The sequence below is a fragment of the Terasakiella sediminum genome (assembly GCF_033100395.1).
GTDB lineage: Bacteria > Pseudomonadota > Alphaproteobacteria > Rhodospirillales > Terasakiellaceae > Terasakiella.
Genome location: NZ_JAWLVJ010000004.1, coordinates 59,338 through 72,332 on the forward strand (window position 1 = coordinate 59,338; position 12,995 = coordinate 72,332).

11 protein-coding genes are annotated in these 12,995 nt (G+C 47.8%); 6 read left to right on the forward strand and 5 right to left on the reverse strand.

Features of this window, described 5'->3' with window-relative positions:
* Position 1 precedes the first annotated feature (1 nt).
* From phoB to RYZ26_RS03955, 5 genes are all read left to right on the forward strand, one after another.
* Positions 2-691 (forward strand): phosphate regulon transcriptional regulator PhoB, encoded by a 690-nt coding sequence (phoB, locus tag RYZ26_RS03935; RefSeq protein WP_317681858.1) that lies wholly within the window; start codon positions 2-4, stop codon positions 689-691.
* Between the two features lie 41 nt (positions 692-732).
* On the forward strand, positions 733-1,602 hold the full coding sequence (locus RYZ26_RS03940; protein ID WP_317681859.1) for a DMT family transporter: 870 nt from the start codon (positions 733-735) through the stop codon (positions 1,600-1,602).
* A 4-nt stretch (positions 1,603-1,606) separates the two neighbouring features.
* Positions 1,607-2,413 (forward strand): sterol desaturase family protein, encoded by an 807-nt coding sequence (locus tag RYZ26_RS03945; protein ID WP_317681860.1) that lies wholly within the window; start codon positions 1,607-1,609, stop codon positions 2,411-2,413.
* Positions 2,410-3,156: an SAM hydrolase/SAM-dependent halogenase family protein gene (locus RYZ26_RS03950; protein WP_317681861.1), complete on the forward strand. Its 747-nt coding sequence runs from the start codon at positions 2,410-2,412 to the stop codon at positions 3,154-3,156. Before RYZ26_RS03945 ends, RYZ26_RS03950 begins: the two co-directional genes overlap by 4 nt.
* 90 nt (positions 3,157-3,246) lie before the next feature.
* Positions 3,247-4,065 (forward strand): MBL fold metallo-hydrolase, encoded by an 819-nt coding sequence (locus RYZ26_RS03955; RefSeq protein ID WP_317681862.1) that lies wholly within the window; start codon positions 3,247-3,249, stop codon positions 4,063-4,065.
* Between the two features lie 13 nt (positions 4,066-4,078).
* Here the strand turns inward: RYZ26_RS03955 and RYZ26_RS03960 are convergent, their stop codons facing one another.
* From RYZ26_RS03960 to RYZ26_RS03975, 4 genes are all read right to left on the reverse strand, one after another.
* Positions 4,079-4,912 (reverse strand): OmpA/MotB family protein, encoded by an 834-nt coding sequence (locus tag RYZ26_RS03960; protein WP_317681863.1) that lies wholly within the window; start codon positions 4,910-4,912, stop codon positions 4,079-4,081.
* A gap of 26 nt (positions 4,913-4,938) precedes the next feature.
* Entirely contained in the window at positions 4,939-5,739 is an 801-nt protein-coding gene (locus RYZ26_RS03965) for a motility protein A (protein WP_317681864.1), read from the reverse strand.
* 109 nt (positions 5,740-5,848) lie between these two features.
* Positions 5,849-7,138, reverse strand: a complete 1,290-nt coding sequence (locus tag RYZ26_RS03970; protein ID WP_317681865.1) for an HlyD family type I secretion periplasmic adaptor subunit — start codon at positions 7,136-7,138, stop codon at positions 5,849-5,851.
* Complete coding sequence (locus RYZ26_RS03975; protein ID WP_317681866.1) at positions 7,138-9,015, reverse strand: peptidase domain-containing ABC transporter; 1,878 nt, start codon at positions 9,013-9,015, stop codon at positions 7,138-7,140. Before RYZ26_RS03975 ends, RYZ26_RS03970 begins: the two co-directional genes overlap by 1 nt.
* A 235-nt stretch (positions 9,016-9,250) precedes the next feature.
* Between RYZ26_RS03975 and RYZ26_RS03980 the strand changes: the two genes are divergently transcribed.
* A complete protein-coding gene (locus RYZ26_RS03980) occupies positions 9,251-11,515 on the forward strand; it encodes a CHASE2 domain-containing protein (protein ID WP_317681867.1) in 2,265 nt (754 codons plus the stop codon).
* A 58-nt stretch (positions 11,516-11,573) separates the two neighbouring features.
* Here RYZ26_RS03980 and RYZ26_RS03985 read toward each other — a convergent pair whose 3' ends face one another.
* Entirely contained in the window at positions 11,574-12,848 is a 1,275-nt protein-coding gene (locus RYZ26_RS03985; protein WP_317681868.1) for a TolC family outer membrane protein, read from the reverse strand.
* Positions 12,849-12,995 lie beyond the last annotated feature (147 nt).

Consider the following 12,995-nt stretch of genomic DNA (forward strand, 5'->3'; position numbering starts at 1 on the left):
TATGAACCCTCTCGTACTGGTCGTTGAAGACGAACCACCCTTGGCTGAACTTGTTCGCTATAATCTCGAAAAAGAAAATTTCCGCGCCATGTGCGTTGGGGATGGCGAAGAAGCCATGCTGTTGGTGGAAGAAGAAGAACCTGATCTGGTTATTCTGGACTGGATGCTGCCGGGCTTAAGCGGTATCGAAGTTTGCCGTCGCCTGCGTGATCGCAAAACAACCAAGTCCCTGCCGATCATCATGCTGACAGCACGCGGTGAAGAAAGTGATCGCATCCGTGGTCTGGACAGTGGCGCTGATGATTATATCGTCAAGCCGTTCTCCCCCAATGAACTGGTGGCACGTGCAAAAGCGGTTCTGCGTCGTTCCAGCCCGGCTTTAAGTGAAGACAAGCTTACCTATGAAGATATTTCCATGGATTTGTCTGAACATAAAGTCCTGCGTGATGAAACACCGATCCATTTGGGCCCAACAGAATATCGCTTGCTGCGTGTTCTGATGGAACGTCCCGGTCGGGTATTCTCTCGCGAACAGCTGCTGGATAAGGTCTGGGGCCGCGACATTCATGTTGAGGTCCGCACCGTTGATGTTCACATCCGTCGCTTGCGCAAAGCCCTTGGCGTTGACGACAAACCGGATTTCATCCGTACGGTCCGTGCCGCTGGATATTCATTGGACTCCACTGTCTAATCCATGCATAGTCTGCGCATGATCAGCACAGGCAAAAAAATATGAACCCCCGTGATTTCCTGCAGGCGCTCTGTGTCGTGGTGATCTGGGGGTTTAATTTTGCGGCCATCAAATTGACGGTCACAGAAATTCCACCGCTTACTCTGACGGTTATCCGCTTTGGGGTAACAGCCTTAATCCTGCTGCCGTTTTTCCGGTTATCCCTAAGTCAGATTAAACAGGTCATTCCGGTCGCCCTTGTTTTAGGCGTGGGTCACTTTGGATTGTTCTTTGTCGGACTGCGTGGTGCAGATGCCGCAACCGTCGCCTTGCTGTTGCAGTTGGGGGTGCCCTTCAGCTCTATCCTTGCCGCCATTTTCTTTGCAGATAAGCTCGGTTTTAAACGCTCCGTCGGGATGGCCTTGGCCTTTGGTGGTGCAGGCTTTTTGGCAGGCGAACCCCAGGGTGGCACCATCATCGCGATCATCAGTGTAATCGTCTGTGCCTTCTGCTGGGCCTGGGCGAACATCTTGATTAAAAGGCTAAAAGATATTCCACCATTGGCTATTATGGGATGGATGGGGTTGCTGGCGATCCCTTTCATCGCAGCCATGTCTTATGCGTGGGAGACAGACCAGATTCAGGCTATCGAAAATGCTTCGCTGCGTGCATGGGTATTGCTAGGTTATACCATCCTTGGCTCATCGGTCTTTGCTTATCATCTTTGGTACAGCCTGATTGATCGCCTGGATGTAAACCAGATTGTTCCCTTTACCTTGCTTGCCCCCATGATTGGCGTAGGGGCAGGGGTATTGTTGCTGGGTGAACCCTTTACCATCTATAAAATTCTAGGGGCCCTGATGACAATTTCCGGTGTTGGCATTATTCTCTTTAGAGAGACTTTGAAAAAGAAACAAACAAAGGCAGGATAAACCGTTGGACGCCATACTGGATCACGAAAGTACCATCAGATTATCTGTTTTCGGCATACTCTTTGTCGTTATGGCCTTGCTGGAAACTTTCAAGCCACGGCGTAAACGCAATCATAAACGCGTAGAACGCTGGTTCTCAAACCTTGGCATTCTGGTCCTGGGCGCGATCTTTGCCCGTATTCTTTTGCCCTGGGTTCCGGTAAGTGTTGCTATTTATGCTCAGGCCAACGGCATAGGTCTATTGCAAGCTATCAATGTCCCGGACTTGCCTTTCATTCTGATAGGTGTTCTATTGCTGGACTTCATGATCTATGTGCAGCATGTGTTGATGCATAAGGTGCCAATCTTGTGGCGGCTGCATCGCTTGCATCATGCTGATCTGGATTATGACGTCACAACGGGCATTCGCTTTCACCCGATCGAGATTATTCTGTCCCTGCTTTATAAAATGGGGTTGATCCTGGTGTTGGGTGTTGATCCTATTTCAGTGGTATTGTTTGAGGTCATTCTGAACGGCATGGCCATGTTCAATCATGCAAATTTCAGATTGCCACTTGGCCTGGATCGTATTTTGCGTCTGGTCTTTGTGACACCGGATATGCACCGGGTTCACCATTCCAGCATTCAGCGTGAAACCGACAGCAATTATGGTTTTAACATCAGCCTGTGGGATCGAATTTGCCGTACCTATGTCGCCCAACCGGAAAAAGGTCATGACGATATGACCATCGGGCTGGACTATTTCCGTGACAATTCCCAACTGCGCCTTGACCAGATGTTGCTACAGCCATTTAAGCGGGCAGATAAATGATTTATCTCTTTACTGATTTTGGTGTTACTGGTCCTTACATGGGCCAAATGCGCGCTCATATTCAGGCCAACGCACCAGACGAGACCATTGTTGATCTAATGGTCGATGTCCCGGCGTTCAACATTACCACTGCTGCGGGATTATTGGCCGGTTTGGTCGAAAACATGCCTGCTGGCGGCGTTTATGTCTGCGTCGTAGACCCCGGTGTGGGTAGCAATCGAAAGCCGATTTGCATCCACACCCAAGGGCGTTGGTTTGTGGGGCCGGACAACGGCCTGTTTTCAACCCTAATGCAAGTGGACACCGCTGCGGTAGTTTACGAAATCACATGGCGACCCGAAAAGCTTTCACGCTCCTTCCATGGCCGTGATTTATTTGGCCCTGTCGCCGCCCGCATTGCACAAGGACACACTCAGGACATTCAGCCCATCGCGCGCACAGAATTAATTCTGCTCCCTTTAACCAAACAGAAACCCCATATCAGTTATATTGATGTTTATGGAAATTGTTGGACCACGTTGCGTAAAAATGATGTCACGACGGATCAAACATTTTCGTTAAATGGATTGATGGTTTCTTATGGGCGTGTGTTCGCTGACACAGCAGTGGGGGAAACCTTTTGGTACTATAACTCGTCAGGATTTGTTGAGTTTGCGATCAATCAAGGAAATTGCGCTGATCTTAATAAGGTCAAACTTGGCGATAAAGTCCTGATAAACCAAGGTATAGATGCACATAATTAAAAAACGGGCTTGTTAGGATGTGTTAAATCTGTACTAATAGAATATATACATAAGAATAATAAAGGCTGGTTTTTAAAACTTGGATTTAGAATGACTTTTGCTGTTAAATTTTGGGGCGTTCGCGGATCGATTGCCTGCCCATCCCCAGAGCATGTAGAATATGGCGGCAATACAAGCTGCATTGAAGTGATTGCGGGTACGCAACGCTTTATTCTTGATGCAGGTACGGGCATTCGCAATCTCGGTCAGGAACTCCTTAAAAACGGCCATAAACACTCTCACCTTTTACTGACCCATACCCATTGGGATCACATCAACGGTTTTCCATTTTTTACACCTGCCTATGTGCCGGGGAACAGTTTTCACGTGATGGCGGGGCATTTGATGGATATTGGTGGTATTCGCCAGGTTCTGGCCAGTCAGATGGCAAACCCAACCTTTCCGGTTCCTATGGAAGTCATGCAGGCAGATCTGACCTTTGAAGATTTCCGGGCAGGAGACAATTTCTCTGTGGAAGGCGTTAAAGTTAAAACGGCCCCCCTGCATCACCCCAATGGTGCGACGGGTTATCGCATTGAACATGAAGGCAAGGCTGTGTGTTATGTGACCGATACCGAACATGTTATTGGCAAGCCGGACCAGAATGTATTGGGCCTGATTGATGGGGCTGATCTGGTCATTTATGATACGACTTACAGTGACGAAACCTTTGAGCCGAAAATCGGCTGGGGCCATTCCACATGGCAGGAAGGCATTCGTTTATGTAAAGCGGCCAATGTAAAACGCCTGGCGCTCTTCCATCATGATCCGGAACATACCGATGACATCATGAAAGAGATTGAAGCAAAAGCAGTGGCCGAGTGGCCAAACTGCTTTGCCGCAAAAGACTTTATGGAAGTCGACGTTTAATTTTCAAATATTCTTACTGATTTTGAACCGGGGCAGGGGCTTGCTGCGGCTGACCTTGCTGATCTGTTGGGGCAGGGGTCTGCGCAGGTTGAACCTGTTGGGCTTCATTTGAACGCCCTGCATCTGCTTCGGGATCATAATCACGCGCAATCGATGTGGTTGGCACATATTTCGGCGGTGAATATTCAAACGGTTTTTGATGAATACGTAGCACGACACGGCGGTTCTGAGCTTTGTTTTCCGGCAAAGGCGTACCGTCATCTAAACGATTTGGTACTTTGGGACGGGTAGAAGCGTAAGACAAAACGCGCATGCGTTTGATCTCTACACCGTATTCGTTAAGAACCTGCAAAACGGAGGCAGCACGCGCTGCACCCAACACCCAGTTTGACGGGAATTGAATGGTGCTGATGGGGTCGTCATCCGTATGACCTTCAACATCCATGTTAAATACGAGATACTGTGGGCTATTTACCAATTCCGCCAATGAAGAAATGACAGGGTAGGCTTCTTCGATAAGCTGCGCGGTTCCTGGTCTAAAGAAAGTCTCACTATCAAATTCAAGAACGATCCCGCTGTCGTCAACACCGACTTTCAGAACCTTACCATCCGTCAATTCCTGAACGATTTCAGTGGTCTCTTCTTTCAGTTCCTGAACCGGGGCTTTGCGTTCTTTTTTGTTTACTTTCTCGTTGATGCCTTCAGCTACTTCTTCATAAAGGGCCAGATCGACTTTAGATACCGCAACAAGCAGCACAAAGAATGCCATCAAAAGGGTAATGGCATCGGCATAGGTGGCCAACCATGACTCGTCTTCTGGTTCTTCTTTGGGAGCGGGAGGGGGCATCGTAACCTCAGATCAAATAACTGGACTTATTTACGTTTCATCATCTTATCAAGATTGTAGTGAATAGCCGGATCAAGGAAGCTGTTCATACGGTCCTGAATGTAACGGGGGCTTTTGCGGTCAGCCAAAAGGCACAGACCTTCAGCGACCAGATAATTTCTAAAACGAACGATTTCTTCGCGTTGCTGGATTTTATTAGCAGCCGGCAGAAAGATCATACGGGCAAACAACACCCCATAAAGTGTTGTCAAAAGGGCAACGGCCAGACCAGCACCAAGTTGACTTGGATCACCACCCATGCCATCCAACATAATGATCAGACCGATCAGAGTCCCGATCATACCGAAAGCAGGGCAGGTTGCGGCAATTGCACGCAGAATATTGGCTTGAATGGTATTACGGACAAAAGTGGTTTCAATTGTGTTTGTCAAGATTTCACGAACTTCAGTACCTGTATAGCCACTGATCACCATTTCAATACCAAACCCTAAGAAACGATCAGCACGCGCTGCTTTTTTGGATTCTGCTTCCAGGGCAGGGATACCATTCTTTTGAACAGTGTACCCCCACTTGATGATACGGCCGACTTCAGCAGTCAGGATGTTACGGGCAACTTTGGGGGCAAAAACCAATCGACCAATCAGTTTAATCGCCATAAAAACATAACGGGGTTCATAAGAGACAAAAGTGGCAGAGAAAGTTCCGCCGATCACCATAATAAAACTTGGCAAATCCAGGAACATCAGGAAATTGTCAGTACTTAAAAGAATAGCACCCACAAAAAGTGCGATACCGCCGAGAATCCCAATAATTGTTGCAAACGACATGTCTTTGCCTTTATCCCAAACATCTAAACGCGTACTAAACGCTTTTACAATAAGCTATTAGTTACCATTATGCATTTAAAAAGCTAACAGAATGATAACGTATTCATCATTATCGTTCCCGAAATGCTTCGTGTTTCATTTTAAGAACTGGTTTAATCAAATATTCGATAACTGATTTCTCGCCTGTGTGAATATCCACGGTCGCTTCCATCCCCGGCGTGATCTCATAAGTTCCTTCCTTATCACCAAGATAGGTTTTTTCCGTCTGCACGATCACGCGAAAATAGGTCTCACCTTCCTGTGATGTTGTAGAATCGGGTGCCACATGAATAACCTTGCCTTCCAGACTACCGTAACGCACAAAGTCATAGGTATTGATCTTCACAACCGCATCCTGATTTTCTTCCACATAACCACGGTCAATCGGGTTGAGACGGGCTTCGATCACAAGGTTTTCGCCAATAGGGACGATTTCCATAATCGGTTCTCCCGCGCTGACCACATTTCCGATGGTGTTGTAGGTCATATTCTTCACCACCCCATCAATTGGGCTTTTGATCAGGGCACGAATACCTTGATCCGTGGCTTTTGAAAGAAGCTCCAACGTCTGTGCAATAGATTGCTCTACGGTACCCAGTTCTTCCAGGGCTTCACGCTGGAAGGCAGTTTTCTCTTCATCAATCTTCGACATTTCTTCCGCCACACTTGCCTTGGCCTTTGGAATTGAAGTCTTGAGTGTGCGTAATTCACCTTCCAGCTTTTGAACTTCTGATTCCAGCTTCAGGTGATCCATTTTAGACGTCAGCTTATCATTCAACAGGTCGCTGGACATATTAAAGCGACGTTTGCTGAGATTCAGATTTCGTCGCGTGTTATCCATTTTCTTTTCGAGTTCTTCAACGGCCAGTTCGCGCTGACGCATCTTGTCTTTCAACACCTTCAGGCGGGAATTCAGGTCACGCAAGCGCGCCTGATAAGAACGTTCCGTCGCAACAGCCATACCAGGGCGTGCTTCTACGATCTCCTCTGGCAAGTTTAAGTCACCGTCTGTGGCTTCGGCTTCCAGGCGTGCACGGTTTAACAAAAGGCCGTCCAGACGAACTTCCAATTCTTCCTTGTTCACCCCGCCTGTCCCCAGATCCAGCTGCACAAGTTCGGCACCTTTGCGCACCACATCGCCTTGTTGAACATGGATATCCGTAATGATACCGCCTTCCAAATGTTGAATGACTTTGATTTTGCCCTGCGGGACAACTTCCCCCATGGCGACGGAGACTTCTTCCAGATATGCAAAAAAGCTCCAGACTGCAAAGCCAACCAGGCCGCCGATAATCGCCAGCACCAACGGGCTTCTTCGGTTTACGGAATTTTCCTGAACAAGTGTATCAAGGCGAGACATTATTTTTCTCCCTTCACATTGTAAGGCTGGACGCCGGTCTTTATGGTCTTTTGCTGCACAGGGGCCTGTGTTGGTTTGGGTGAAGGTTTTGCAGTTGTTGTTGGTTTAACGGCCTGCTTGGGTTGTTCTGCAACGGGCTTGGGTGCAGTAGTCTTTGCCTTCGACGCAGGTGCCCCCTTAATCGGTTTGGACGCAACTTTAGGCATTGGCGTTTGTGTCGGCGAAGGCACTGTTTTCGGCTCTTCCTGCTTTTTCTGCTGCGCACTAGCCGCCAGTTTTGGCAAGACGTCCTTGGTTTGTCCGGCCAAAGCGATCCGACCATGGTCCATCACGATCATGTTCGCGCATGCCCCCAACAAAACCGGGCTATGCGTGACAAGAATAATAGTGTGATCTTCAGCAAGTTTCGCCAGTAAATCACGGAGTTCTTCTTCCGCCTGACGATCCAGACTACCAGACGGTTCATCCAGCAGAAGGACAGGGGGATTCCCCAACAGCGCACGTGAAATGGTCAATCGCTGTTTCTGCCCGCCGGATAAACGACGGCCTGCTTCACCGATATCACTGCCATAACCTTCGGGCAGATCAATGATCGTATCATGCACACCTGTTGCCTGACAGGCCGCGATAATTTCTTCATCTGTTGCTTCAGGGCGTGAAAAGACCAGGTTTTCACGAACCGTGCCATGTAACAATGCGCATTCCTGCGGCACATAGCCAATCCAGCTAGCGAGTTCATAACGCGTAAATTGCTTGATATCTGCTTTATCCAGCAGCACTCGGCCACTTTCCGGGACATAGAGGCCCTGCAGCAGTTTAATCAAAGTTGTTTTGCCACTGCCATTTCGCCCAACAAGTGCCGTCAAGGCTCCCGGTTTCAGATTAAAACTGACGCCATCAACGACAGGTTCCAGTTCCTCGCTATATTTAAAGGTCACTTTATCCAGGGAAATATGGCCTTCTGGTCGGCTCATTTTCACTTCGCTTTCCTGACGTTCAATCGGCATTGCAAAGAGAACACCCAGGCGTTCAACCGATTGCTTGAAGCCGGAAAAAGATCGCCAGGACCCGACCAATTGGTTCATAGGGCCGAGCAAACGACCAGAAAGCATGTTGGTCGCAATCAAGGACCCCATGGTCAGTTCCTGATTAATGATCGCAATCGCACCGACCGTTGTCAGGGAAATTGTGGTCATCAGTGTTAAGGTCATACCAAGATTGGTGTAAGCATCTGCCTTGCCGCCCCGAATGATTGAATTTTCAATATTATCTGCGTGACGTTCTTCCCATGTACCTTCAAGGGTACGGTCCATGGCAAGCGCCTTGACGGTTGTCCGCCCGGCAATAACGCCAGCGATCAAATCATCGCGACTAAGCGTGGTTTTCTTTTCTTCCTGATTGGCGGAATTCATCACATTCCCGGATCGCCAGGCGACAAACAGGAAACAGGGCAAGATGATGAGAAAGACCCACGCGATGGGCAGCGCTAGCATCAGAATGAGACCAAGAAACAAAAATACAAACGGCAGATCGACCAGCAAAATGGCAGTCCCGCCACTTAATGTGTTGCGAACCGTATCCACATCACGAAACAGCGTTTGCCAGTAGGCCGCTGGCTTACTTTCCAATGTCTGCAAAGGTACAGATGTAAATTGACGAAAGAGCTTGCGCCCGACTTCGACATCAATACGCAGGGCGACGCGTTGCATAATTTTGGAACGGGCTTGTCGCAAAGAATAGTCAAACACCAAAACCAGCAAGACGCCGATCACAAGGCCCTGCAGAGTTTCTATCCCGGCATGGAAAACGACGCGGTCATACACCTGCAATACGAAGACCGGGACAACCAGGGCCAACATATTGACAAAGAAAGACATCCCCATAATTTCCCGGAACGTCTTAATCAAGGGCTTCACAATTGGCTTTAACCAATCAAAACTCGGTGGCAGCATTACGATTCCAATGCAGTTTCTTTCTATCTTATTGAAATGTAGCGCAAAATGATTCAAAAAACGACACTATAAGTTTGTTTTTCCCCTCATTTTTTCCATTTTTTTATATGTTTTCTTGACCTTGCATAGATGAACTGTTGTCATAGGTGAAAGTTTCTCCATGGATAAAGGGGCAAAGGCCGTGGCTGATAGTGCAAATAAGGACAAAAAGAAACCGGGAAGAATTCGTAAATTCTTTTCTATGACCCGCCTTACCGGGCTATTGTTTCTGATTGTGATGCTGGCCATTCAAACACAGGATCCATATCCTGTTGAATTCTTGCGAAACAAGACATTTGATACCTATCAACGCATGCAGCCGCGTGAAGTAAAAACGCGACCTGTAACCATCGTTGATTTGGATGAAGAAAGTCTGTCCGAGGTCGGCCAATGGCCATGGCCAAGATCCACGGTTGGCGATATGGTTGCCAACCTTTTTAGAATGGGTGCTGCTGTGGTGGCATTCGATATGGCGTTTCCTGAACCGGATCGGCTGTCCCCCAGCATGATTGCGGATAATGTCACAGGCCTTGATCCTGCACTGGAAGAAGAACTGCGACAGTTGCCAAGCAATGACCAATATTTTGCAAATATCATCAAGCAAACTCGTGTTGTCTTGGGTCAGGCTGGTTTTGACAGAGAAATTGAAGATCAGGAATATCGCCCCCCAGTAAAGAAATCCATCGCATTCCTAGGGCAGAAACCCCATGCTTTTGTCCCCGTGCTACCTTCATTGGTGCGCAACGTCCCGGAGATCGAAGCAGTGGCTGCTGGTCATGGTTTCTTTTCTCTCTTCCCGGAGACAGACGGGATTGTACGACGGGTTCCAACGCTTTTTCAATTTGATGAAAATATATACACAGGTCTTTCCATCGAAATGCTGCGTGTTGTGACAGGCCGTAAAACCATTCTGGCTAAAAGTAACCAGGGTGGCGTGGAAAGTGTTAAAATCACCAAAGGGCTGACACTTCCGACGGATCAGAAGGGCCGCGTCTGGCCGCATTTCTCAAAACACGACAAAGCCAAATATGTCTCAGCACGTGATGTGCTGTCAGGTGTTGTTGACCCAGCGATGATCAAAGGGAAATTGATCATTGTCGGCACATCAGCTGTTGGCCTTCTTGATATCCGGGCAACCCCGGTCGAAGGTACATTGCCCGGGGTAGAAGTCCACGCAAATGTGATTGAATCGGTTGTCGACAAAGCTTTCCTAAGCCGCCCGAACAATATGAACGGTGCAGAATTCCTGCTGACCCTGTTTGCCGGGCTGATCATGATCATCCTAGTGCCGATGATCGGCGCAAAATGGACATTAATCCTGTTCGTGGTCATCGCAGGTGGATCAGGGGCCACATCCTGGTATCTCTTTACCGAGGAACGATTATTGTTCGACGCAGGCTTTGCCATGGTTGCGACATTGGGGATTTATGTTCAGCTGACCTATATGGGATATGCCGCAGAAGAGGCGCAGAAGAAACAAGTGCGTTCTGCCTTTTCTCACTACATGTCACCGGCTCTTGTGGAACGTCTGGCCGAAGACCCATCCGGGCTTAAACTTGGCGGTGAAAACCGACCGATGACTTTGTTGTTCTGTGACGTACGGGGCTTTACTTCAATCTCCGAATTATTTGACGCAGAAGGCCTGACCAAGCTGATCAACAAATTCCTGACACCATTGACCAACGTAATCCTGAACCGCCAGGGAACCATCGATAAATATATGGGTGACTGTATCATGGCATTCTGGAATGCACCGCTTGATGTCGAAAATCATGAAAGAGAAGGGTGCATTTCTGCCCTTGAAATGATCGACTCTCTGGTAGAAGTAAACGACAGACTGGAAAAAGAAGCCAAGGAAGAAGGGCGTAAACACATCCCGCTTCGCATTGGTATTGGCCTGAATACCGGTGTTTGTTGTGTGGGGAACATGGGATCGGACCAACGTTTCGACTATTCCGTTCTCGGTGACCCGGTAAACCTGGCATCACGTCTTGAAGGACAGTCTAAAACATACGGTGTAACCATCGTTATTGGTGAATCGACCTATCAGAATGTTCAAGACTTGGCTTGTATCGAACTGGATCTCATTCAGGTGAAAGGGAAAACAGAAGCCGTTCGTATCTTCTCCGTTCTCGGAGATGATAAAGTCGCACAGAAACCTGACTTCATCGAATATGCCAAACATCATGCAGAGCTTCTGCTTGCCTATCGTGACCAGCAATGGGCTAAGGTTCGTGAGATGATCAAGGTCGGCAATCAAATGATTGATGGACTGAAAATGGAACACCATGGCCTTTATGACCTTTATGAAGAACGCATGCAGGATTATGAGAAAAACCCGCCAGGACCAGATTGGGACGGTGTGTTTATCGCAACAACCAAATAACAACAAAAAGGCCGCTGGAAAATTCCAGCGGCCTTTTTAAATAATTGATTTTGAACTTTTACTGAAGGGCAAGGGTATCAGCAGACAGTTGTCCCGTTGCCAACATCACGGAATAAATCGCACGTTTATGATCAAAGAAAAGCTCAGCATATTTAATCTTGGCTTCGTAAACTTCTTTTTCCCGATCCAGAACATTCAACACATCAACGCCTTCAGCACCATTTTCACGTTGCTTTTGCGTCGAGAGGAAGATCTCGTCTTTCAGGATAACATCATTCTCAACCAGGGAAAGCCGCTCCTCAATAGTCTCCAGGTCATGCCATGCAATACGCGTGGCTTCCACCATCTTGCGCGACACATAGCTATGTGTATCTTTACTGGCTGCATAGTTGTAGACGGCTTTCTTCATGGAATACTCCGTCGAAAAACCGCTGAACAAATCCCATTCCGCCTCTACAAGAACGGAGTAATCGCGACGTTTACCATCCACGCCATTTTTATGGTCCTCATAGTTCATGGTGCCGGTCAAATCGACTGTTGGATAATATTCTGCTCGCACGGTGCGTTTATTTTCAGCCGCGCTTTCAGCATCAAATTCTGCTTTGTGAATGTTTGGATTATTGCGAATGGATTGTTCAATTGCATCATCCAAGCTCAATGGCAGAATATCCAGAGGTGGGGCAGGGGCAATCATCGCAGCCAAATCTGGTGCATGACCAAAGACCTGAATATACTGGTCCGTGGCTTTAGACAGCTCACCTTCATATTCGACACGTTTTTCAATTGCTGTCTGCAAGCGCGATTTTGCATTCAAAACATCAATACCAATACCGGAACCTCGACGCACACGTTCGTTTTCCAGTTCCATTTGTTTCTTGATATTTGCCTCGTTTTCACGGGCATGTTTAATTCGCCGTGACTGTTTCAGCACATTGAGATAAGCTGTAATACCTTCCAGAATAAGGTTTTGTTCAGTTACAAGTTCCGTTGATTCTGTCGCTGCCTTATTCAGGCGCGCTGTACGAACTGCGGATGTTTTGGCATATCCGTCAAAAAGGTTTTGAGTAACTGTCACACCTGCCACCTGACGCATCTTGCCTGTGGAAGATTTACCGGCATCAGAACGGGTCGTAGGTGTCGAAATATGTTCGTAACCATAATCCGCGTTTAGCGACACAGTTGGCAGATTTGCTGCACTTTGAACGTCGATTTCCCTGTCTGCACCCAGTGTGGTTTTCTGGGCGGCCTGCAATTGGGGGTGTTCCAATAGCATCTGGCTGAGTTCTGTTTCCAAACTCGCGCCTTTTGACTGACTGCTGACGGATGCAACCATCAAAGCGCCAAGACATGTAGTTATTAAATAACGAGCCCGCACGGGTTCGACCTCCAAAAATTCAGTGCACTTGCTTCGGATTTTAGTGACATTACGTAGAAAGGTCAAATCCAAAGCTTCCATTTATAATCATAACAACAAAGGATT

Excerpts from the sequence above, each read along its gene's own strand:
- phoB (WP_317681858.1), top strand. The coding sequence starts at position 2 with ATGAACCCTCTCGTACTGGTCGTTGAAGACGAACCACCCTTGGCTGAA.
- RYZ26_RS03940 (WP_317681859.1), top strand. The coding sequence starts at position 733 with ATGAACCCCCGTGATTTCCTGCAGGCGCTCTGTGTCGTGGTGATCTGG.
- RYZ26_RS03950 (WP_317681861.1), top strand. The coding sequence starts at position 2,410 with ATGATTTATCTCTTTACTGATTTTGGTGTTACTGGTCCTTACATGGGC.
- RYZ26_RS03955 (WP_317681862.1), top strand. The coding sequence starts at position 3,247 with ATGACTTTTGCTGTTAAATTTTGGGGCGTTCGCGGATCGATTGCCTGC.
- RYZ26_RS03960 (WP_317681863.1), bottom strand. The coding sequence starts at position 4,912 with ATGCCCCCTCCCGCTCCCAAAGAAGAACCAGAAGACGAGTCATGGTTG.
- RYZ26_RS03965 (WP_317681864.1), bottom strand. The coding sequence starts at position 5,739 with ATGTCGTTTGCAACAATTATTGGGATTCTCGGCGGTATCGCACTTTTT.
- RYZ26_RS03970 (WP_317681865.1), bottom strand. The coding sequence starts at position 7,138 with ATGTCTCGCCTTGATACACTTGTTCAGGAAAATTCCGTAAACCGAAGA.
- RYZ26_RS03975 (WP_317681866.1), bottom strand. The coding sequence starts at position 9,015 with ATGTCTTTCTTTGTCAATATGTTGGCCCTGGTTGTCCCGGTCTTCGTA.
- RYZ26_RS03980 (WP_317681867.1), top strand. The coding sequence starts at position 9,251 with ATGGATAAAGGGGCAAAGGCCGTGGCTGATAGTGCAAATAAGGACAAA.
- RYZ26_RS03985 (WP_317681868.1), bottom strand. The coding sequence starts at position 12,848 with ATGGTTGCATCCGTCAGCAGTCAGTCAAAAGGCGCGAGTTTGGAAACA.